Consider the following 21,471-nt stretch of genomic DNA (forward strand, 5'->3'; position numbering starts at 1 on the left):
CACTTTTATTGTAATCTCATTTCATGACGTAATTATTATTATACTGATTGTAAAATAAATAACGCCATACAAAACGGAAATCTATTTATGTTTAGATGCTGTTAATTCTGCAATTTTACAAATCACTTCAGTTGCTTTTATCATACTTTCTACAGGCACATATTCATAACGCCCATGGAAATTATGGCCACCTGCAAAAATATTAGGGCATGGTAATCCCATATAACTTAATTGCGAACCATCCGTACCACCACGAATAGCTTTAATAAGAGGTTTTATACCTAGTTGTATCATCGCTTCTTCAGCAATATCAACAATATGCATAACAGGCTCTACTTTTTCTTTCATATTGAAATACTGATCTTTTATTTCAATAGAAATAACTTCACGACCGTATTGCGAATTAATTTCGATAGCTAACTTCTCCATCACTTCCTTTCTCGCTTCAAAATGCTCCTTGTCATGATCGCGAATAATATACTCTAATGTTGTTTGGTCCACTTCTCCCGTCATGGTGTGTAAATGGAAAAAACCTTCGTAACCTTCCGTGTGTTCTGGTGTTTCTAATCGTGGTAGGGAATTAATATATTCCGTAGCAATGTACATGGAGTTTATCATTTTACCTTTAGCATAACCCGGATGAACAATTTTACCCTGAACCGTTACCACAGCACCAGCAGCATTAAAGTTTTCATATTCTAATTCGCCAACTTGACTACCGTCCATGGTATACGCGTAATCTGCACCAAATTTTTTTACATCGAATTTATGCGCACCTCGACCAATTTCTTCATCGGGTGTAAAGCCTACACGAATTTTGCCATGCTTAATTTCAGGATTTTTAATGAGGTATTCCATAGCCGAAACTATTTCGGTAATACCAGCTTTATCATCAGCACCTAAAAGCGTTGTACCATCTGTAGTAATAAGGGTTTGCCCTTTATATAACAATAAATCATCAAAATAATCAGGTGAAAGAATAATATCTTTTTCTGCATTTAAAACAATATCCTTTCCGTCGTAATTTTCATGAATTTGCGGTTTTACGTTGGCACCAGTAAAATCTGGCGATGTATCAAAATGCGATATAAACCCAATAGTTGGCACCTCATGATTTACAGTACTTGGAAGCGTTGCCATGATATAGGCGTTTTCGTCAATGGTGACATCTTGCATCCCAATTGCTTTTAGCTCTTCAACTAAAGCATTGGCCAAATCCCATTGCTTGGCAGTACTTGGTGTTGTTTCTGAATTTGGATCGGATTCGGTATCAACTGTTACGTAACCTACAAAACGCTTAATAATATTTTCCTTTGATATCATTTGAAATGAATTTGAATGTTTTACAAATATGGCTGCAAATTTACGATTATTGAAATTTTTATCATTTGAATTGCGCAATTTTTTATTTAGAATTACTTTTGTGCAAACATTGAAACATGTACAAAGTACTACTCCGACCTTTATTTTTTCTTTTCGATCCCGAAAAAATCCATCATTTCACATTTTCCTTAATAAAAACGACCTCCAAAATACCAGGAATGTGCGCTATTTTTAGACGTCTTTATGTTATTGAAGATGCCAAATTAGAACGCCAAGTTTTTGGGCTTACTTTTAAAAACCCCGTTGGATTAGCAGCTGGGTTTGATAAAAATGCCGTTTTATATAATGAATTGGCGAATTTTGGTTTTGGTTTTATTGAAATAGGAACGGTTACACCAAAAGGGCAGGAGGGAAACCCGAAAAAACGGCTATTTCGTTTAAAGGCGGATCAAGGCATTATTAACCGTATGGGTTTTAATAACGAAGGTCTTGAAGCAGCCATTGCACAATTAAAAACCAATAAAGGAAAGGTGATAATCGGTGGGAATATTGGAAAGAATACCCAAACCAAACCCGAAGATTATACCAAAGATTACCTTACCTGTTTTAATGCGTTACATCCTTATGTAGATTATTTTGTGCTAAACGTAAGCTGTCCTAATGTTGGGAGTCATGCCAAATTGAATGATAAAGACTACTTGTTGGAATTGATAAGCACCGTTCAAAAAGCAAATACAAGTTTTAATAAGCAAAAACCTATTTTACTTAAAATAGCTCCCGATTTAAATACGACACAATTAGATGAAATTATTGAGCTGATTGCTGAAACAAATTTGGATGGTGTTATAGCGAGTAATACATCAGTAAATAGAAGTGGACTAAAAGCATCACCGGAATTGTTAACAGAAATTGGAAATGGTGGATTAAGCGGTCAGCCCATTAAAGACAAATCTACCGAAGTGATAAAATATCTTGCAGAAAAGAGTTATAAAGCATTCCCTATTATTGGTGTTGGCGGAATTCATTCTGCTGAAGATGCTTTAGAAAAAATAAACGCTGGAGCCGATTTGGTTCAAGTATATACAGGCTTTATCTACGAAGGGCCAAAATTAATTAAAGCGATTAACAAAGCGCTTTTAAAACGTTCGTAGCTTGAACTACGACATTCTCATATCCTTTATGCTTGCAACAGCAGCCTTGGCTATTTCACCAGGGCCAGATAATATTTACGTATTAATGCAAAGCATTGCGCATGGCAAAAAGTATGGTTTAGCTACTGTTTCTGGGTTAATTTCTGGTTGTATTATTCACACAACCCTATTAGCTTTTGGTGTTTCAGCCATCATAAAGAATAACGATACCCTATTTTTTATTATTAAATTATTTGGGGCAGCTTATCTTCTTTATCTAGCCTTCCAGGTTTTTAAAAGTTCTGGTGATTTGAGCATTTCTGAAACGCAGGTTCCTAAAAAATCCGTAAGTCAATTATTTAAACAGGGTTTTATAATGAATGTGTTAAACCCGAAAGTGAGTATTTTCTTTTTAGCATTTTTCCCAGGTTTTCTTTTTAGTGATTCTCTATCACCGGTTTGGCAATTCTATATTTTAGGATTTTTATTTATGGCTGTGTCTTTAATTATTTTTTCTGGAATAGCTATTTTGGCTGGATCTATTTCGGTTTATATCAAAGGGCATAAAAACATTGGATTGTATTTAAAATGGCTTCAAATTGTGGTATTTATAGGTATTGCTATTTTAATTTTGCTGTAGTTTTCGTTAAAACATTTTTGTAGATACAATTCTTTAGTATCTTTGAAACCCATGAGTAAACTAGTTAAAATTATTGAATGCCCAAGAGATGCCATGCAAGGCATTAAGGCTTTTATTCCTACAGAACAGAAGGTGCAATATATCCAATCGCTTTTGCGTGTTGGATTTGACACCATTGATTTTGGCAGTTTTGTTTCGCCTAAAGCTATTCCTCAAATGGTAGATACAACCGCGGTTTTAGCCCAATTGGATTTAAGTAAAACGACTAGTAAATTACTGGCTATTATTGCCAACACGCGTGGCGCTGAAGATGCTGCTAAACATGCACCTATTCAGTATTTAGGTTATCCGTTTTCAATTTCCGAGAACTTCCAGATGCGAAATACGCATAAAACCATTGCGGAATCTGTAGTGACGTTACATGAAATTTTAGAAATAGCTGATAAATCCAATAAGGAAGTTGTTGTTTATATTTCCATGGGATTTGGTAATCCCTATGGTGATCCTTGGAATGTTGATATTGTAGGTGAATGGACTGAAAAGTTGAGTAATATGGGAGTTAAAATCTTATCATTAAGTGATACCGTTGGAACGTCTGACCCTGAAAACATTGATTATTTATTCTCTAATTTAATACCTAAATATCCTCAAATAGAATTTGGAGCTCATTTGCATACCACACCTAACAGTTGGTTTGAAAAAGTTGATGCCGCATACAAAGCTGGCTGCATGCGTTTTGATGGCGCTATTCAAGGTTTTGGCGGTTGCCCAATGGCTAAAGACGATTTAACAGGTAATATGCCAACCGAAAAATTACTGTCTTATTTTACGACTCAGAAGAAATCAGATTTAAACGCTTTAAGTTTTGAAAGCGCTTATAATGAAGCGACTAAAATATTTAGCATTTACCATTAATTTTTTTTACAAGTACTTTTCACATTTTCAGCAACTTAATACCAAGTCGTTATTTTTATTTAAAATAAATCTAAATAAACTTGGCGTAAGTAAAATTCCATATTACTTTTGCACCTGAAAATTTAACTATTTATATTAAATCTAAATAAATAATGAGAAGATTACTTTTAGGGATAGCAACACTAACAACTGCTATCACATTTTCACAAACAGTTCCAGATTCTTTAAACATAAGTCCAAAAGATCAACAAAACTCTGCACAGCGTATTTTGTCAGGAAATGTTAGTTCTGGTGTTACAGTAGGCGGTTATGGGGAAGTGACTTACAATCAGCCTGATGGTGACAATGGGGAATTGGATGTTCAGCGTTTGGTATTATTATTTGGGTATAAATTTAGTGATAAGGTTCAGTTTGTAACAGAAGTGGAACTAGAACATGTAGAGGAAGTGTTTGTTGAGCAAGCTTTTTTACAATACAGTATAGCTGATAACGTAAATTTAAGAGGTGGATTAATGTTAGTACCCATGGGAATTGTTAATGAATACCATGAGCCAACCACCTTTAATGGTGTTGAAAGACCAAGCATGGATAAAAGTATTGTGCCAACTACATGGCGTGAAATTGGTGTGGGTGTTTCAGGACGTTTTAATGATATCTCATTAGGATATCAAGCGTATATATTCAATGGTTTTAAATCTGTTAATTCCGATGGAGAGGGCGTTATTACTTCCGGTAAATTAGGTGGAAGTAATGGCATTCGAGGCGGACGTCAAAAAGGTATTCAATCAACGGTTAATTCTCCTAATTTTTCTGCTAAACTAGATTATTATGGATTACCAGGATTGCGTTTAGGGCTATCTGGATATTTTGGTGATACACAAGCTCCTGATGATGTGGATATGCTAGATGGTGCAACTATCGGTATGAGTATGGTAGGTTTTGATGCGCGATACTCAAAAAAGAGATTTGCAGCGCGAGGTCAGTTTATTTACGCAAACTTAACCGATACTGAAGCTTATAATATGGCAACAGATAGTGATTTAGGAAGTGCTTTACAAGGTTGGTATTTAGAAGCAGCTTTTAATTTATTACCTCAAACTAAAAAGCAACAGCTTTATGCATTTACACGCTATGAAGATTATGATACACAAGCTTCCGTAAGTGGTAGTTTGGTTAAAAATGACGCTTATAATAGAGATGAATGGACTTTTGGTTTAAGTTACAAATTAACACCAGGCGCCGTAGTTAAAGCAGATTATCAAATAAAAAATAATGCTTCAGAATTTGAAACACCCAATCAGCTAAATGTTGGAATAGGTGTTTGGTTCTAAAAGTTAATTTATTGATTTAGTTTTTAATTGTCTTTTGGCTAAAGTAGGTTCTCAAACTGCTTTGGCTATTAGACGTTATAGTAATAAAATGCGCTTTGTATTTTTAGTACCTTTGCCATATGAATTTAAAGATCACGAGTATTATCATTTTTTTAGGATTGTGTATTGGTCTATCCAAAAACATTCAGAAAAGGGTTGATGCCGAAATTGAAAATACATTTGAAATTGAAACTTTTTCTTTTTTAGAAAAAGTTATTTCGCCTAACGTGGCGAAAACGTTACCTGCTACTTTTGCAAAGGATAATTTTTTTGAAATTAAATCAGAAAATGAATTACTAGGTTACGCTTATGTTAGTAAAGCCCCAAGCAAAACAGATGATTTTGATTATTTGGTATTATTGGATACGGATTTGGTAATTGTTAAAACAAAAGTACTGGCGTATCGCGAAGATTATGGAGGCGAAATAGGTAGCAAACGTTGGCTTAAACAGTTTATTGGAAAAACACAAGATGATGATTTAAAATATCAGCAAAATATTGTGGCTATTTCAGGCGCTACTATTTCCGTTAGATCCATGACAAATGCGGTGAATAACCTCCTAAAATCGCTTAAAATACTTCGATCTAAAAACATACTATAATATGCAACTTAACGGTCTTATCTATACCTTTCCAAAAGAAATTAAACTGTTAATTGGCGTATTTGTGATCGTTTTAAGTATTGGGTTCTACACAGGTCTTTTATTTGTTTCAGAAACCTCCTCTACGAATCCTAGTGGCATTGAAGAGCAATATTTGGGCAATGAAAATGATGAGGCGGCTACAGTAATGAAGTTTAAAAAAAGTGAACAGGAAATGCTGACATTGGTTCATAATCACATACTCTCCATGTCACTAATTTTCTTTTTAATAGGCTTAATTTTAAGCACCACGGAACTTAACACAAGACTTAAAACTCTTTTAATTGTTGAACCGTTTATTTCAGTCCTATTAACTTTTGGAGGTTTGTATTTCTTGTGGTTAGAAATTTTTTGGATGAAATACATCGTTATGCTTTCAGGATTTTTAATGACGTTAACGTACACAATTTCCATTTTAATTATTTTAAAGCAACTCCTTATTTCTAAAAAACAAATTTCTTAATTTTTTCGTGTATTTTGCTCTGTATTTTTAAATTGTTTTAATGCTTAAATATTGCTTTGTACTATTAAGTCTGTTGTCTTTAACAAGCTATGCTTCAGAATGGACATGTTTAAAAATCTATCAACAAGAAACTGGGCAACAAGCCTTATCTGAAAAAGATTGGTTAACATCTGACAGACGAAGAAACTCTCAAGTCTGGCAACAAGCCAATACATTTAATTTAGAAAATCAATTACCTTCAGAATACAGCACCATAAGACAACAACGTGATTTTTACGAATGGTATTATACGGCAATTTCAGAAAAAGAACACGACGTTGTATGGCCAAAAATGGCCCATTAAATTTCAACAAAATTGCGTTTACCAAAGTATTTGCATTTAGTATTTTTCTAAAATATCCATTAAGGCGTATGCAAATCAAGGCGTGAATTTGTTTTTATAAGCCAAAAGTAAAATCAAAAAAAGTCTTTCTTTAGTTCAATTTGGAAATAGTAGGAACTATAAGTAAATAACATGTTTTTTTTTGATAAGTAACATTTATTACATTCAGAATAAAATATAAAGATTTAATTAGCGTTATTTATTGTTAGTTAAAATCTACAAGTTACCTATGAGAAACTATGTATTATTAATACTATTTGTTTTCTTTTCAACTGGTATTTATTCGCAGAATTGGCAGACTAATTTTGAGGCAGCTCAACTAGAGGCAACACATTCAAAAAAACCGATTATTCTTGTGTTTGCAGGAACAGATTGGTGTTCGCCATGTATTAAATTGGATAAACAAATTTTTCAATCGGATGCGTTTAAAGCCTATGCGACTGAAAAGGTTATTTTAGTTCGTGCAGATTTTCCTAGAAAGAAGGAAAATGCATTATCTGAAACACTTCAAAAGCAAAATAGAAAGCTCGCTGAAAGGTATAATCCAAATGGCTTTTTTCCGTTTGTTTTAATACTAGATGCTAAAGGTGCCGTTTTAGGCGAACTAGGTTATGAAAAAATTGAACCACAAGCTTACGTGAATAAACTGCAAGCGTTTTTAAAATAAATGAAAGTCATTGTAACGGCATATTGTCTCTTTTTACTCTCAACAATTACCTTTGCGCAAGGTACTTATAAGCGCACTATGAAATTAATGGGAAGTCGCTTTGATATTACTGTTGTGGCAGATTCGCAAATTCAAGCTGATGGTTTTATAGACCAAGCCGTTGGCGAAATTGAACGGATTGAGCGTTTAATATCTTCTTGGGACCCTAATTCCCAAACATCGCTAATAAATAGAAACGCAGGTATAAAATCTGTTGTTGTAGATAAGGAATTATATCATCTAATTGAACGTGCTATTGGTATATCAAAACTTACGCAAGGTGCTTTTGATATTTCGTATGCCTCCATGGATAAAATTTGGAAATTTGATGGGAGTATGACGAAAAAACCGTCTGATTCTGAAATTTCAGAATCCGTTGCAAAAGTAGGCTATCAAAATATTATTTTAAATAAAGAAGATACCAGTGTGTTCTTGAAATTAGCAGGTATGAAAATTGGCTTTGGAGCCATAGGTAAAGGGTATGCAGCCGATAGTGCCAAAGAGCTGCTAAAGCGAAATGGTGTTAAAGCTGGAATTATAAATGCGTCTGGTGATATGAATACTTGGGGTAATCAAACAACAGGAGAGCCTTGGAAAATAGCCATTACCAATCCACTAAATAAAGACAAGGTGTTTGCCATGTTACCAGTTGATAATCGTGCTATTGTGACATCTGGGAATTATGAGAAATTTGTGAAATTTAATGATGTTCGCTATTCGCATATTATTGATCCAAGGACGGGTTTTCCAAGTATAGGTATTATTAGCGTGAGTGTTTTAGCACCAAAAGCAGAATTAGCAGATGCGCTTGCAACATCCATATATGTTATGGGTAAAGATGTGGGACTCAATTTTGTAAACCAATTAGAAACTATTGATTGTATTATAATTAATGAATCAGGTGAAATTTTTTACTCTGATAAAATTCAACCAAAACAATAACAATGAAAAAACTTTTAGTACTTGTGCTATTTGGTAGTTTATTAAATTCTTGCGTAACCGTTAAGGAATATGATAAAGTGAACATTAATGACCCTGAAATGGTGCTTTCAGCAAAAAAAATAGAACGCTTTGAAACTAATTTTCAATTATATCGTGAAGCATCATCAGGTGCAAATGGTGGGAAAACAGGAGGCGGCTGCGGTTGTAATTAATATGAGAAAAATAATTCCCATTTTCGTTTTCGTTTTCAGTTTGGCAACTTTTGGACAATCTAAAAAAACGGATAGTTTATCCACGTACAAAAAGCGTGTATTAGAAACGATTGAAGTCGATTTTTTAATGAGTTATTATACGCAAGATGGCGATCATGCTGCCGTTTCTGGAGGTATAGGAACTGAAAAACTAACAGATATTACACCAACATTTGTAGTTGCAATACCTTTAAATAGTGATGATGTTTTAACAGTAGATGCCGGAATTTCTGCCTATTCGTCGGCTTCATCAAGTAATATTAATCCTTTTGACTCTTCAAATCCTGCTAGTCCATATTCGGACTCTTCAGGAGCTTCGGCTTCTGATACATGGGTTAATGGTAATTTTAGTTATGCGCACAGTTCGGATGACAGAAACAATATTGTTGAAGGTCATGTGAGTGTCGCATCAGAATATGATTATTTTTCAATTGGTTTTGGAGGAAGTTATACACATTTGTTTAATGAGAAAAACACCGAATTAAGCGTTAAAGCGAATGTGTTTTTAGATACATGGAATCCACAGTACCCTATTGAATTACGACCCGATTTTACAAATCCTAATATAGTTGGACCAGGTGTTTATAATCCTTTTAAATACGAAGCATTTACGGATGAGTCCCGAAATTCGTATAGTGTATCATTAAGTTTTTCTCAAATACTATCTAAAAACTTACAAGCATCCGTTTTTATAGATGTTGTTCAGCAAAATGGACTATTATCAACACCACATCAACGTGTTTATTTTCAAGATCAACCCGATTTTTTTATTGACGATTTTCAATTGGCAGATGATGTAGAACGTTTACCAGACACACGATTTAAAATTCCAGTTGGTGCACGTTTAAATTATTTTATTAATGAGCGATTAACGGTACGAACCTATTATCGTTTTTATAATGATGATTGGGGAATAAACTCGCATACGGCTAGTGTAGAATTGCCTTTTAGAATTTCTGATAAATTCACAGTCTATCCTGTATATCGTTATTATACCCAAACTGCAGCCGATTATTTTGCACCTTACGAAGCGCATTTGTCCACGGAAACGTTTTATACATCGGATTATGATTTATCTGAATTTAATAGTAGCCAGTATGGTTTTGGCTTTAATTATACAGATATTTTTGCCGCTGCACATATTTGGAAATTAGGATTAAAAAGTATCGACTTTCGTTACGGATATTATGATAGGAGTGATGGCATGCATGCACATATAGCTTCTGCAGGATTTAAGTTTTTGTTAGATTAATCTCGCTTATACTAATTTGCTTTTTAAAAAAGACCTCTGTATTATTACATTATGAAATATACTTGGGTCTTTTTTATGTTATTTATTTCGCAGCAACTGTTAGCTTCAGAGTGGTCATGTTTAAAAATCTATCAACAAGAAACTGGGCAACAAGCCTTATCTGAAAAAGATTGGTTAACATCTGACAGACGAAGAAACTCTCAAGTCTGGCAGCAAGCCAATACATTTAATTTAGAAAATCAATTACCTTCAGAATACAGCACCATAAGACAACGACGTGATTTTTACGAATGGTATTATACAGCAATTTCAGAAAAAGGACACGACGTTGTATGGCCAAAAATGGCACATTATATTTCTACCAAATTGCGTTTAACAAAAGCATTTCCATTCACTATTTTTACTAATAAATCCATTAAATCGTATGCAAATCAAGGAAGTGAAACGGTTTTCATGCAAGTATTTTCAAATTTGAAAATACTTTACAATTCTGAATCCATTTTAAAATCGGAAGCCGCTTTGGCTTGGGATGAAGCTATATTATATAAAGAGCAGGCTGATTGGATACAAACTATTTATAATGATATTGATGAAAACACTTTGAAAACCATTGAAAAAATGGCAAAAGGTAAAGGGTTTTATAGTTTGATGGTGCCGAAAGCCATTCGATTTAAAGGTGATATTTCTAATCAGAATTCACGCTATCAGTATGCTTTAACGCAATTGCGTGTGTATTGTAAAAAACGCTATGAATAATTTATAAGAAACTTAAAAGAAATTTCTTTTTATAAATTGTATATTTGCACGCAATTATAACTGTAATTGCATCATGATAGCACACACCAACAAAATTTTAGGAGAAGGATTAACGTATGACGACGTTTTATTAGTTCCAGCATTCTCTGAAGTTTTACCTCGCGAAGTCAGCATTAAGTCCAAATTTTCAAGAAATATTACGTTAAATGTACCTATTGTATCCGCAGCTATGGATACGGTAACCGAAAGTAAAATGGCTATTGCCATGGCGCAAGAAGGAGGCATTGGCGTACTTCATAAAAACATGACTATTGAGGCTCAAGCTTTTAAAGTACGGAAAGTAAAACGTGCAGAAAGTGGAATGATAATCGACCCAGTTACTTTGCCATTAACGGCCATAGTTGGCGATGCCAAACAAAATATGGCTGAATATAGTATTGGTGGAATTCCAATAGTTGATGACCATGGTGTTTTAAAAGGCATTGTTACCAATCGTGATTTACGTTTTGAAAAAAATGACAATCGGCCAATTATAGAAGTTATGACTTCTGAAAACTTGGTTACTGCCGGAAAAGGTACATCCTTACAAGATGCTGAAGGCATTCTTCAAGAAAATAAAATTGAAAAACTTCCCGTAGTTGATGAAAACAATAAACTTATTGGTTTAATTACGTTTCGTGATATTACCAAACTTACGCAAAAACCAAACGCCAATAAGGATTCTTTTGGACGTTTGCGTGTAGCCGCAGCTATTGGTGTTACTGGTGATGCACTTGCACGTGCTGAGGCGCTTGTAGCAGCTGGTGTTGACGCTATTATTATTGATACGGCTCATGGACATACGAAAGGCGTAGTAACTATTTTAAAGCAAGTAAAAGCCAAGTTTCCACAATTAGATGTGGTTGTCGGTAATATTGCGACACCTGAAGCGGCTAAATATTTAGTAGAAGCAGGAGCAGATGCCGTTAAAGTAGGAATTGGACCTGGTTCCATTTGTACAACGCGTGTGGTTGCAGGTGTGGGTTTTCCACAATTTTCTGCAGTTCTAGAAGTCGCAGCAGCTATAAAAGGCTCTGGAGTCCCAGTAATTGCAGATGGAGGAATTCGTTATACTGGAGATATTCCAAAAGCTTTAGCAGCAGGAGCAGACTCTGTTATGTTAGGATCTCTTTTAGCAGGAACCAAAGAATCGCCAGGCGAAACTATTATTTATGAAGGGCGAAAATTTAAGTCTTATCGTGGTATGGGCTCTGTAGAAGCAATGAAGCAAGGGAGTAAAGACCGTTATTTCCAAGATGTTGAAGACGACATTAAGAAATTAGTACCTGAAGGTATTGTAGGGCGTGTACCGTATAAAGGCGAATTGCATGAGAGTATTCATCAATTTGTAGGAGGTTTACGAGCCGGAATGGGATACTGTGGTGCTAAAGATGTGGAGACTTTAAAAGAGACCGGACGATTTGTGAAAATAACGGCGTCTGGAATTAATGAAAGCCATCCGCATGATGTAACCATTACTAAAGAATCTCCTAATTATTCACGATAATTAATCGTTTTTAGATTTATTCTTATAAGCCTTGGAATTAACTTTTATCAAGAGGAAAGGTACGCCCAATAAAGTAGCGAGCAAAATACCATAAGCGCCAATTTGTTCATTGTCCAACCATTTTGAAAGTCCATATCCTATAAGTATAATGGCAGCCATGCTATACATCACGAAGGCAAACAAACGTGCTATTTTTTCAATATTATAAGTTGCTTTTTCGTCATCAGACATCGTATTGAAACCAGCAATTAAATCGTAGAATTTAAAGTTGTAGACCAATATGGCACATACTATAAATATAACAGCTGTTAAAATCATAATGTTTCGGTGTAAAGTTGACCACGATGTGGTTTTAACGCATCGCGAATGGGTTTCATGATGTTTTCGGGAACCACTAAATACGCAATGGCATGCATATCATTTTCGGCATGGAAACCAGTGATTTCTAAATCTAATTTTTCACTTTGAATATATTCTTTTAAATGAATTTCATGATGTTCTGCAATTTTTAAGGCATCTGGACCTCTAAAATCCCAAATTAATTTTAAATCTCTCATGTTGTAATTTTAGATTAAACCGTGCTTTAAATATAGTTGTTTTTAATTAAGATTTCAAATTCTTCATACGTTGCAGAAGGGTTGGATGCGAATAATGCATAAACACATAGGCTTTATGTGGTGTTAAATTGCTTAAACTATTTTTTGATAATTTTTTAAGCGACGTTATTAGCGGATCTGCAGCATAGGTGTTTTTAGCATAATTATCAGCTTGGTATTCAAATTTTCTGGAGAACCAATTCATAATTAATCCGGTAATTTCGGAAATAGGACTATACAATAAACCAAAGGCAATTAAGCCGACATGAAAGCTTGGTATTTCAACACCTAAGGCATTTGATAATAGCGGATTTGAAATAAAAACAGATAAAATATACAGGGTTAATCCAGTCAGAAGAATGGATGTTACCAAATTGAAGACAATATGTTTCTTTTTATAATGTCCAACTTCATGTGCCAGAACAGCTACAATTTCATCATCCACTAAGTCGGTTATCAAGGTGTCATAAAGAGTTACGCGTTTCTCACTTCCAAAACCTGAAAAATAAGCATTGGCTTTGGTGCTTCGCTTTGAACCATCAATCACAAAAATTTTATCCAGTGTAAAACCTACTGTTTCTGCATACGCTGAAATTTTATCGCGTAAATCACCATCTTCCAAAGGTGTTTGTTTATTGAATATGGGTACAATCAGTCGTGCATAAAACATATTCATAAAAATGGTAAAGCATGCAACAAGTCCCCAAGTATAAATCCAAAAGTAACTACCCGATGCTTGATAAAACCAAATAATTAGTGCTAAAATGCCACCACCTAAAACAGCCATCATTCCCCAACCTTTAATCTTGTCTAATAAAAAAGTGCCTTTCGTGGTTTTGTTGAATCCGAATTTTTCTTCAATCACAAAGGTTTGATAATAGGCGAAGGGTGTGGTTAAAATATCGCTCCCAATCATAATAACCCCAAAGAATAGTAACGCGATTAGAATAGGGTTTTCAGAATAGCTTCTTGCTACATTATCAATAAATTCAAAGCCATCAAAAAATAGAAACGCTAATGTAAGTACTAGTGAAAATGTGGATGTTATAATGCCGAATTTGTAATTGGTTTTTTTGTAGGCCTGGGATTTTTCATAATCTTCGGCATTGTAAACATCATCTAATTCTTCTGGAATAGGATCGTTATACTGTTTGGCATTTAAAGCATCGAGGATTTTATCGACAAGAAAATCTACTATAATGATGGCTATGATGATGTAGAATAGGGTGGTTGCGGTCATATAAATTAATGATGAATAATGCGTAATTAATTATCTTTTTGAGGATTGAATGATCTTAAATAATATTTTTAAAATACTTGAAAGTTCATTTTCAAGAGCGTTAAATTCTTCAGCAGTAATATCTTTGGAATCCTTTAAAAGTCTTAACCAATAATGTGTTTCTCTAGCTTCCTTATATGAAATGGACATTTTAGCTCTAAAATCTCGTTTAGAAATGCCTCCAATGGCTTCTTCAACATTAGCGCCAATGGATGTGCCTGATTTTAAAATTTGTCTCGATAGCACATACACCTTATTTTCGACTAACTTTTTACTTAAAAACACTATGGATAGCGCAAAGTTGTAAGACTTGATTGCTATGATATTATCTTTCATATGGTAATTATTAATCGCTAATTGTTAATTACTCATTAGCCTCTGACGAACCGCTTCAAAAATAAGAATTCCTGCCGCAACAGAGACGTTCATGGAGTCTATTTCGCCTTGCATGGGAATAATAATATTTTGCGCAGCAGCATCGCGCCATTCTTGACTTAATCCTGTGGCTTCTGTGCCAACAACCAAGGCCGTTGATTTCGTGTAATCTTGCGTATGATAATCTACAGAGGCTTGCAAAGCGGCGCAATAAATAGGAATTTGGTTTTCCTTTAAAAACGGAATGATTTCACTGGTAGAACCCATGGCAATTTGGTTGGTAAACACACAACCAACGCTAGAGCGTATAATATTTGGATTGTATAAATCCGTTTTTGGGTTGGCAATAATAACCAAGTCTACATTTGCGGCATCTGCCGTTCGTAATAAAGCACCAATATTACCTGGTTTTTCAGGTGCTTCCGCAATTAGGATTAATGGGTTTTTGGAATTTAATATAACCGATTCTAAAGCATGTACTTTATGTTTGGCAACGGCCAGAACGCCTTCAGTCGTATCACGATGCGCTAATTTTTGATAGACGTCTTTGGAGACTTCTATACAGTTATTAAAATCGCCTATTAATTTCTTTAATGCTTCTTCTGAAAACAATTCCGGATAAAACAAAATGGTATCTATTTCATAACCACCTTTCAGTGCCAAACTAATCTCTCGAGAACCTTCAATTAAAAATAAGCCAGACTTTTTTCGAGCTCTAGATTTTTCTTTTAAAAGCACTAAATCTTTTATGTAGGAATTTTGTGTACTTGAAATAACTTTGTTCATCATGAAAATGGCTATATTTGTCGCCACAAAGTTAAATTATTATGAAGCAAAAACTACTTTTTATACTTATTACTGTACTATTTACGACCAATAATTTTGGTCAATCCTCTTTTATAACGCAAAATGTAGATTGTGTTACAGGTTGTTCAGAACTCACCGTTAATTTTCCAACAATTCAGGAAACAAGTGATTATGATGTTGCTAGTATTCCGTTTAATCCACCAAGAAACTTTAACGGATTGCAAAATTCTTTAATTTTGGATGATGTTTGGAGTAATGTTATTGATTTGCCCTTTGATTTTAATTTTTTTGAACAAAGCTATAATCAATTAGTAATTGGAGACAATGGTGTCCTTTCTTTTGATGTTTCAAATGCTGGAACTGGTAATGGGTGGCAATTAAACCAAACTTTACCGAGTAGTACAAACCAAACATTGAGTGAGGCCAATATTTTTGGAGCAGGACACGATATGGATTCCAGAACAAGTATAGATACCCATGAAGTTGGATATGAAGTTTTTGGAGAAGCGCCTTTTAGGTATTTTATTGTTAGTTATTATAATGTTTCTCAATATGGAAATGGGTGCAACGATTTAAGAACTACCCAAATGATGGTTCTTTATGAAACGACTAACATTATAGAGGTATTTTTACAAGACAAACCCATTTGCGAAACATGGAATAATGGTAATGCCGTATTAGGTATTCAAAATCCTGCTGGCACTGTTGCTGTTGTTCCGCCTGGTAGAAATACAAGCGCCTGGGAAGCAACTAATGAAGCGTGGCGTTTTAATCCCTCTGGAACTGTTGTAGAAAACACCTATCAATGGTCTAATAGTGCAGGAGATATAATTGGTGCAACTCCAATGGTTACTGTTTGTCCTGCAACAGATGAAACCTATACCGTAGAAACGTCCTATTTTAATTTTAGCTTTTTTGGTTATGAAACGTATTCTGAAGATATTATAGTTTACACCAGTTTAATTGGTGAAGCACCAGCTAATCTTCAAGTGTGTAGTGATGTTACCAATGAACTTTTTGATTTAACCCAACAAACAGATATTATTACAGGTGGCTCGACTTGTAGTGTTGTTACGTACCACGAAACTTTAGCTCATGCAGAAACTGGTAATAATGCCATTTCAAATCCTAGCAGTTATACAAACACATCAAATCCGCAGACCATTTTTGTTCGTGTGGAGGATGCAGATTCAGGGAATTTTGAATCCAGTTCATTTACCATACAAATTGATTTATTGCCAGCAACGTCTCAAGCAGAAATGGAAGCTTGCAGTACCACACCTGGTTTTGCTGAATTTGATTTAGATGTCTTATCAGAATTAATTACAGTTCCGAATTCAGGTTTTGAATTTTCATTTTATGCATCTATTGTAGATGCGCAAAATGACCGAAATTCTTTGGTGAGTCCGTTCACAAACACAGTAGCCAATAGTCAAGGATTAATTGCGAAAGTAACAGATCCTAATACGGGTTGTTTTGTATATACTGAATGCTATGTGAGTGTTTTAGATGGTACAAACTTGCAAAATGTTTCTTTAGTGCAATGTGATGATGACATAAGTGACGGTTTTACTGAATTTGATTTAGCAAGTGTTTTACAACAAGTAGGGAATGGACAGCCTAATCTGGAGCTAACACTTTACGAAAGTGAAACTGATGCCAATAACGCTACTAATCCCATTGGTAATGTAGAAAGCTATACAAATACCAGCAATCCGCAAATTATTTTCGTTCGAGGTGAAAATTTAACTTCTGGTTGCGTAGGTTTCAGTACAATCGAGCTATTTGTAGAAGAAGCTATCACTTTAACAACACCTTCGCCATTAACGGTCTGCGATTTAGATGGAACGGCAGATGGGTTTGCCTTGTTTAACTTAAGCGACAAGGATTCAGAAATTTTAGGCGGATTAGAACCCAATAATTACGCCATTAGTTATTATGAAACCCTTTTAGATGCTGAAGGAAGCCTGAACGCTTTAATCGCGACTAGTTATACGAATGTAATTGCCAATAATCAAACCGTTTTTGTACGTGTAGATAATATCTCTGCAGGCTGTTTTGCAACCACCACATTGGAACTGGTTGTAGATTTAGATTGTCCATTTGGATGCCAAGAAACATATACATTCTGTTATGATAGCAATGACACGACCGAATATGTGCACACCAGTGATAACGGTTCTCCTTTAACTGTTGTTTTTACAGCTGGTCAGGTAGAAAATAATTTTGATGAATTAATAATATTGGACTCAGATGGTATTTCAGAATTATACAATGGCTATGGTAATTCTGGTGATGTAACTGGATTAACTATTACATCGACTGGTGATTCAATTACTATCAAAGTACTTTCTGATGGTTCTGTTAGTTGTGCTTCCGGCGCACGCAACCCAATTTCATATTATGTATACTGTTTAAATTTTGAGAATGCCATAGTAGTAAATGCTTTTATAGACGAAAATGGCGATTCTATTTTTGATGATTCAGAAGTGAAATTTAACGAAGGACTATTTAGTTACGAGGTGAATAATGATGGTGTTATTAATTATGTCAATTCATCGTATGGCAGTTTTATTATTCCAAACACAACAGTAGGAAATACCTATGATGTTAGCTTTGTGATGTATGAAAACTATACTGAATGCCTCACACAAACTATTACCCTAATTGAAAATGTTGCACCCATTGAACGAGAAACTGTAGCGGTTAATTTCCCGTTAACACGTATAGCTGAATGTACCGATATTGCTGTGAACTTGGTTTCTTACGTGCCACCAAGACCTGGTCAGATTCAAACCAATTATCTCGTAGTTGAGAATTTAGGAAATATCCCAGTTTCGGGTTCTGTTACATTCACGCACGATGCTCAAGTCACATTTAATAATGTGTCAGGTTTAAATGCTGGAAATACTATAACGAATACGAGTACTGGTTTTGTCTTAAACTTCAATAATTTAGCACCAGGAATGGACGAAGAAGTTTATGTCGCATTAGATGTACCGACGAGTTTAAATATTGGCGATTTTATTACCAATTCTGTAGTTTATAGTGAAACAGATTTAGATATTAGCAATAATAGTTCCACGTTAACACAAGCAATTGTAAACTCCTATGATCCGAATGATAAATTGGAGTCTCACGGTCCGGAAATTAAATTGGCTGACTTTTCAAATGAAGACTATCTATACTATACTATTAACTTTCAAAATTTAGGTACTGCTGAAGCACTTGAAATTAGAGTGGAAGATGTACTAGATAATCAATTGGATCCAGCGTCTTTTAAAATGTTAAAGGCGAGTCATGATTATACTGTGACACGAGTTGACAATGCTTTAACATGGCAGTTTGATGCTATAAACCTTCCAAGCGAAAGTATGGACGAACCAAATAGCCATGGTTATGTGTATTTTAAAATCAAACCTTTGCCAGGTTATTCTGAAGGTGATCTGATTCCAAATACAGCCGATATTTATTTCGATTTTAATCCAGCTATTACCACCAATACGTTTGAAACCGAATTTGTAGCGAACTTGTCCGTTGGTGAATTTGCATCCGTTAATTATACTATGTATCCAAACCCAGCAAATACGGTGGTTAATTTTGAGTTTAGTAAGGGAAACATGAATACCATTCAGATACAAGTTTTTGATGTAACCGGAAATTTAGTATCCAAATCGAATCTCATATTAGAAGGTAATAAGCTTTCTCTTAATGTTGCTAATTTACCTCAAGGATTGTATTTTATTGAATTGAAGAGCAACGGATTTAAGACGATTGAAAAGCTAATTGTAAACTAATTATATACGTCAAATATTACAAAAAAAGCTTCAGTTTTACTGAAGCTTTTTTTGTAATGTCTACTTTTGAAATTCGACAAAGCAGTATAACCACTAAAATAAACTATTTTATGAAAAATTATATTCTTGCAATGACAATCTTGGTTGTTTTTTCGGCGTGCAAACAAAATAATGCCAAACCAGAAACGATAGAAACTTCTGAAGAAACTGTAGGAGTTGTTGAAGTTGAAAAAACCAAATATCCAGAAAATCTGACTAAAGTATTCGATGCTCATGGTGGAATTGATGCTTGGAAATCGATGAAGTCCATAGCATTTACCATGGAGAAACCAGACGGAAAAGAAGTGACAACTACCAATCTTAATTCAAGAGAAGCGCTGATTGAAAGCCCTAATGCAAATATCGGATTTGATGGTAGCAAAGCGTGGTTTTTAAATAAAACAGAAGGAGACTATCAAGGATATGAGCCGTTATATTACTATAATTTGATGTTCTATTTTTATGCCATGCCTTTTGTCTTGTCTGATGATGGAATTAATTATGCCGAAGCTGAACCTTTGGTTTTTGAAGGCGTAACGTATCCAGGAATACAAATTACTTACAATGTTGGAGTAGGGGAAACACCAGAAGACCGCTATGTGTTGTATTACAACCCAACAACATATCAAATGGAATGGTTAGGGTATACGGTTAGTTTTGTTCCAGGTATAGATAAAAAAGAATTACACTTTAGAAGGTATGATAATTGGCAAAAAGTGAATGGCTTATTATTGCCTAAAACAATTGTAGGTTATGGTTTCAAAGATGATAAACCAACAGAAGCGAAAAAAAGTACCGAGTTTATAGATGTACAAGTAACCGATAAAGAGATCGAGTCTAGCAAATTTGCAAAACCAGAAAAAGGAGAGTTTGTAAACTAGAATTCATAAATTAAATAAAAAAAGCGAGCTAATTGAAATTAGCTCGCTTTTTTGTTTTTGTTTAATTTTATATAAACTTATTGATTCTTGTACTTTTCGGAATAACGTCTCCAAAGTTCTGTTTGGTGACTTTCCAAGCTAATCTGACGTCCTTGAATAAACGCTTCCGTCAAAACATTGGTTCGCATATCTAATGCATCACCTTCACTAATAAAAAGTGTGGCATCTTTTCCTGCTTCCAAAGTTCCAGCAAACGCATCAATACCTAGAATTCTAGCGTTATGAGATGTAATTAATTTTAGAGCATCTTCTTTGTCCATGCCGTATGCTGCGCAAGTTCCTGCGTAGAAAGGTAAATTACGCGTTTGGAAATTTTCAGCATTTCCAACTTGAATACCAACCAAAATGTCAGCATCGTGTAAAAGTTTCGCTAATTTAAATGGCATATCATAGTCCTGATCATCATTGGCAGGTAATGTATGTGGCGTATTAATTAAAACAGGCACCTTATTTTGTTTCAATAAATCCGTTACTTTATGCGCTTCTGCACCACCTACAATAACTAATTGTTCAATATTATTGTCTTTTGCAAAATGAATAGCATCCGTAATTCCTTTTTCATCATTTACATGAACAAACAGTTTTTGCTTTCCATTGTACAAGCCTTGCATCGCTTCAAAAGGTAGGTTAATTGGTTTTTTATCACCTTTTAAGTAGGCTTTACTATCGTTAATAAAAGCCGTAACCTCGTTTATTTGTTCTGCATAATCTTTGTTTGGTTTTAAACCTGCAGGTTCTCCTAACCACCAACGACCTCTAGAAAAAGCGCTTGGCCAATTAAGGTGAATAGCGTCATCTGCTTTAATAGCAGCATCTTCCCAATTCCATGCATCCAATTGAACTATAGATGAGGTTCCAGAAATACGACCACCTTTTGGCGATACTTGTGCCATTAATACGCCATTTGGTCGCATAGATTCTACTACTTTAGATTCCGTGTTGTAAGCAATTAAACTGCGTACATGTGGAATCATACCGCCAACTTCATCTTGATCGTCCGAAGCTCTTACGGCATCTACTTCTACTAATCCTAATGCAGAATTGGCTGCAATAAATCCGGGATATACATGTTTCCCCTTGGCATCTATAACAGTCATGCCAGACGTATTGGAATTTGTCGCATTTACAGATGTGATTTTTCCATTTTCAAAAACAATCACAGAATTTTCGATTACCTGACCATTTCCAATGTGTGCCGTAGCACCAACAATAGCAATGGATTTTGTTTGTTTGGATTCTGGTGTTTGTTGCGCAAAGGAAAAGCTTCCCATAAATAGCGTAATAACAAGGATGTATATATTATAATGTTTCATCTTATTT

22 protein-coding genes are annotated in these 21,471 nt (G+C 34.7%); 15 read left to right on the plus strand and 7 right to left on the minus strand.

Annotated features, from left to right (window positions below; all coding sequences use genetic code 11):
* Positions 1-81: 81 nt before the first annotated feature.
* The gene (gene pepT, locus ES675_RS14045; protein WP_066255377.1) at positions 82-1,323 is read right to left on the minus strand and encodes a peptidase T; all 1,242 of its coding nucleotides are present in this window, start codon (positions 1,321-1,323) and stop codon (positions 82-84) included.
* A 116-nt stretch (positions 1,324-1,439) separates the two neighbouring features.
* Between pepT and ES675_RS14050 the strand changes: the two genes are divergently transcribed.
* The 13 genes from ES675_RS14050 to guaB all read left to right on the plus strand — a co-directional run bounded on the left by ES675_RS14050 (position 1,440) and on the right by guaB (position 12,317).
* Positions 1,440-2,474, plus strand: a complete 1,035-nt coding sequence (locus tag ES675_RS14050) for a quinone-dependent dihydroorotate dehydrogenase (RefSeq protein ID WP_066255310.1) — start codon at positions 1,440-1,442, stop codon at positions 2,472-2,474.
* 1 nt (position 2,475) lies between these two features.
* Positions 2,476-3,093 carry a LysE family translocator gene (locus ES675_RS14055; RefSeq protein WP_231931320.1) on the plus strand — a complete coding sequence of 206 codons (618 nt, stop codon included), beginning with the start codon at positions 2,476-2,478 and terminating at the stop codon, positions 3,091-3,093.
* A 51-nt stretch (positions 3,094-3,144) separates the two neighbouring features.
* Positions 3,145-4,008 carry a hydroxymethylglutaryl-CoA lyase gene (locus ES675_RS14060; protein ID WP_066255317.1) on the plus strand — a complete coding sequence of 288 codons (864 nt, stop codon included), beginning with the start codon at positions 3,145-3,147 and terminating at the stop codon, positions 4,006-4,008.
* 152 nt (positions 4,009-4,160) lie between these two features.
* Complete coding sequence (locus ES675_RS14065) at positions 4,161-5,339, plus strand: porin (RefSeq protein WP_066255320.1); 1,179 nt, start codon at positions 4,161-4,163, stop codon at positions 5,337-5,339.
* 119 nt (positions 5,340-5,458) lie between these two features.
* Positions 5,459-5,980, plus strand: a complete 522-nt coding sequence (locus ES675_RS14070; protein WP_066255326.1) for an FMN-binding protein — start codon at positions 5,459-5,461, stop codon at positions 5,978-5,980.
* A gap of 1 nt (position 5,981) precedes the next feature.
* Positions 5,982-6,482 (plus strand): hypothetical protein, encoded by a 501-nt coding sequence (locus ES675_RS14075; RefSeq protein WP_066255328.1) that lies wholly within the window; start codon positions 5,982-5,984, stop codon positions 6,480-6,482.
* A 40-nt stretch (positions 6,483-6,522) separates the two neighbouring features.
* Positions 6,523-6,825 carry a hypothetical protein gene (locus tag ES675_RS14080; RefSeq protein ID WP_148367522.1) on the plus strand — a complete coding sequence of 101 codons (303 nt, stop codon included), beginning with the start codon at positions 6,523-6,525 and terminating at the stop codon, positions 6,823-6,825.
* Between the two features lie 268 nt (positions 6,826-7,093).
* Positions 7,094-7,531: a thioredoxin family protein gene (locus ES675_RS14085; RefSeq protein WP_066255334.1), complete on the plus strand. Its 438-nt coding sequence runs from the start codon at positions 7,094-7,096 to the stop codon at positions 7,529-7,531.
* Entirely contained in the window at positions 7,532-8,512 is a 981-nt protein-coding gene (locus ES675_RS14090) for an FAD:protein FMN transferase (RefSeq protein ID WP_066255340.1), read from the plus strand. It abuts the gene before it with no gap.
* Between the two features lie 2 nt (positions 8,513-8,514).
* Positions 8,515-8,724, plus strand: a complete 210-nt coding sequence (locus ES675_RS14095; protein WP_066255343.1) for a DUF4266 domain-containing protein — start codon at positions 8,515-8,517, stop codon at positions 8,722-8,724.
* A 1-nt stretch (position 8,725) separates the two neighbouring features.
* Positions 8,726-10,015 carry a DUF3570 domain-containing protein gene (locus ES675_RS14100; RefSeq protein WP_066255346.1) on the plus strand — a complete coding sequence of 430 codons (1,290 nt, stop codon included), beginning with the start codon at positions 8,726-8,728 and terminating at the stop codon, positions 10,013-10,015.
* Positions 10,016-10,066: 51 nt separating this feature from the next.
* The gene (locus tag ES675_RS14105; RefSeq protein ID WP_066255349.1) at positions 10,067-10,771 is read left to right on the plus strand and encodes an Insecticidal toxin complex protein; all 705 of its coding nucleotides are present in this window, start codon (positions 10,067-10,069) and stop codon (positions 10,769-10,771) included.
* A gap of 73 nt (positions 10,772-10,844) precedes the next feature.
* Positions 10,845-12,317 (plus strand): IMP dehydrogenase, encoded by a 1,473-nt coding sequence (gene guaB, locus ES675_RS14110; protein WP_066255352.1) that lies wholly within the window; start codon positions 10,845-10,847, stop codon positions 12,315-12,317.
* Here the strand turns inward: guaB and ES675_RS14115 are convergent, their stop codons facing one another.
* Genes ES675_RS14115 through ES675_RS14135 form a run of 5 tightly spaced genes read right to left on the minus strand, consistent with a single transcriptional unit; the run spans position 12,318 to position 15,353 of the window.
* Positions 12,318-12,635 carry a DUF3784 domain-containing protein gene (locus ES675_RS14115; RefSeq protein ID WP_066255355.1) on the minus strand — a complete coding sequence of 106 codons (318 nt, stop codon included), beginning with the start codon at positions 12,633-12,635 and terminating at the stop codon, positions 12,318-12,320.
* On the minus strand, positions 12,632-12,874 hold the full coding sequence (locus tag ES675_RS14120) for a hypothetical protein (protein ID WP_066255358.1): 243 nt from the start codon (positions 12,872-12,874) through the stop codon (positions 12,632-12,634). Before ES675_RS14120 ends, ES675_RS14115 begins: the two co-directional genes overlap by 4 nt.
* 46 nt (positions 12,875-12,920) lie before the next feature.
* Positions 12,921-14,153 (minus strand): M48 family metallopeptidase, encoded by a 1,233-nt coding sequence (locus ES675_RS14125; protein WP_066255361.1) that lies wholly within the window; start codon positions 14,151-14,153, stop codon positions 12,921-12,923.
* Between the two features lie 30 nt (positions 14,154-14,183).
* Positions 14,184-14,528, minus strand: coding sequence for a four helix bundle protein (locus ES675_RS14130; RefSeq protein ID WP_066255366.1), 345 nt, complete (start codon positions 14,526-14,528; stop codon positions 14,184-14,186).
* Positions 14,529-14,552: 24 nt separating this feature from the next.
* Complete coding sequence (locus ES675_RS14135) at positions 14,553-15,353, minus strand: TrmH family RNA methyltransferase (RefSeq protein WP_066255381.1); 801 nt, start codon at positions 15,351-15,353, stop codon at positions 14,553-14,555.
* Between the two features lie 41 nt (positions 15,354-15,394).
* Here ES675_RS14135 and ES675_RS14140 point away from each other — a divergent pair, with 41 nt between their 5' ends.
* Both ES675_RS14140 and ES675_RS14145 read left to right on the plus strand, forming a co-directional pair.
* Positions 15,395-19,171 carry a T9SS type A sorting domain-containing protein gene (locus ES675_RS14140; protein ID WP_066255370.1) on the plus strand — a complete coding sequence of 1,259 codons (3,777 nt, stop codon included), beginning with the start codon at positions 15,395-15,397 and terminating at the stop codon, positions 19,169-19,171.
* Between the two features lie 110 nt (positions 19,172-19,281).
* Entirely contained in the window at positions 19,282-20,091 is an 810-nt protein-coding gene (locus tag ES675_RS14145) for a DUF6503 family protein (RefSeq protein WP_066257376.1), read from the plus strand.
* Positions 20,092-20,168: 77 nt separating this feature from the next.
* Here the strand turns inward: ES675_RS14145 and ES675_RS14150 are convergent, their stop codons facing one another.
* Complete coding sequence (locus ES675_RS14150; RefSeq protein ID WP_066257136.1) at positions 20,169-21,464, minus strand: amidohydrolase family protein; 1,296 nt, start codon at positions 21,462-21,464, stop codon at positions 20,169-20,171.
* Positions 21,465-21,471: the final 7 nt, after the last annotated feature.

Origin of the sequence: Algorimicrobium algoritergicola, assembly GCF_008086165.1 — a bacterium.
Taxonomy (GTDB): Bacteria; Bacteroidota; Bacteroidia; order Flavobacteriales; family Flavobacteriaceae; genus Algorimicrobium; species Algorimicrobium algoritergicola.

Bases quoted from the DNA above. Each gene is read 5' to 3' on its own strand.
- ES675_RS14090 (WP_066255340.1), top strand. From the start codon at position 7,532: ATGAAAGTCATTGTAACGGCATATTGTCTCTTTTTACTCTCAACAATT.
- ES675_RS14105 (WP_066255349.1), top strand. From the start codon at position 10,067: ATGAAATATACTTGGGTCTTTTTTATGTTATTTATTTCGCAGCAACTG.
- ES675_RS14120 (WP_066255358.1), bottom strand. From the start codon at position 12,874: ATGAGAGATTTAAAATTAATTTGGGATTTTAGAGGTCCAGATGCCTTA.
- ES675_RS14135 (WP_066255381.1), bottom strand. From the start codon at position 15,353: ATGAACAAAGTTATTTCAAGTACACAAAATTCCTACATAAAAGATTTA.
- ES675_RS14145 (WP_066257376.1), top strand. From the start codon at position 19,282: ATGAAAAATTATATTCTTGCAATGACAATCTTGGTTGTTTTTTCGGCG.
- ES675_RS14130 (WP_066255366.1), bottom strand. From the start codon at position 14,528: ATGAAAGATAATATCATAGCAATCAAGTCTTACAACTTTGCGCTATCC.
- ES675_RS14125 (WP_066255361.1), bottom strand. From the start codon at position 14,153: ATGACCGCAACCACCCTATTCTACATCATCATAGCCATCATTATAGTA.
- ES675_RS14075 (WP_066255328.1), top strand. From the start codon at position 5,982: ATGCAACTTAACGGTCTTATCTATACCTTTCCAAAAGAAATTAAACTG.
- pepT (WP_066255377.1), bottom strand. From the start codon at position 1,323: ATGATATCAAAGGAAAATATTATTAAGCGTTTTGTAGGTTACGTAACA.
- ES675_RS14095 (WP_066255343.1), top strand. From the start codon at position 8,515: ATGAAAAAACTTTTAGTACTTGTGCTATTTGGTAGTTTATTAAATTCT.
- ES675_RS14150 (WP_066257136.1), bottom strand. From the start codon at position 21,464: ATGAAACATTATAATATATACATCCTTGTTATTACGCTATTTATGGGA.
- ES675_RS14050 (WP_066255310.1), top strand. From the start codon at position 1,440: ATGTACAAAGTACTACTCCGACCTTTATTTTTTCTTTTCGATCCCGAA.
- ES675_RS14140 (WP_066255370.1), top strand. From the start codon at position 15,395: ATGAAGCAAAAACTACTTTTTATACTTATTACTGTACTATTTACGACC.
- ES675_RS14060 (WP_066255317.1), top strand. From the start codon at position 3,145: ATGAGTAAACTAGTTAAAATTATTGAATGCCCAAGAGATGCCATGCAA.
- ES675_RS14070 (WP_066255326.1), top strand. From the start codon at position 5,459: ATGAATTTAAAGATCACGAGTATTATCATTTTTTTAGGATTGTGTATT.
- ES675_RS14085 (WP_066255334.1), top strand. From the start codon at position 7,094: ATGAGAAACTATGTATTATTAATACTATTTGTTTTCTTTTCAACTGGT.
- ES675_RS14115 (WP_066255355.1), bottom strand. From the start codon at position 12,635: ATGATTTTAACAGCTGTTATATTTATAGTATGTGCCATATTGGTCTAC.
- guaB (WP_066255352.1), top strand. From the start codon at position 10,845: ATGATAGCACACACCAACAAAATTTTAGGAGAAGGATTAACGTATGAC.
- ES675_RS14065 (WP_066255320.1), top strand. From the start codon at position 4,161: ATGAGAAGATTACTTTTAGGGATAGCAACACTAACAACTGCTATCACA.
- ES675_RS14100 (WP_066255346.1), top strand. From the start codon at position 8,726: ATGAGAAAAATAATTCCCATTTTCGTTTTCGTTTTCAGTTTGGCAACT.
- ES675_RS14080 (WP_148367522.1), top strand. From the start codon at position 6,523: ATGCTTAAATATTGCTTTGTACTATTAAGTCTGTTGTCTTTAACAAGC.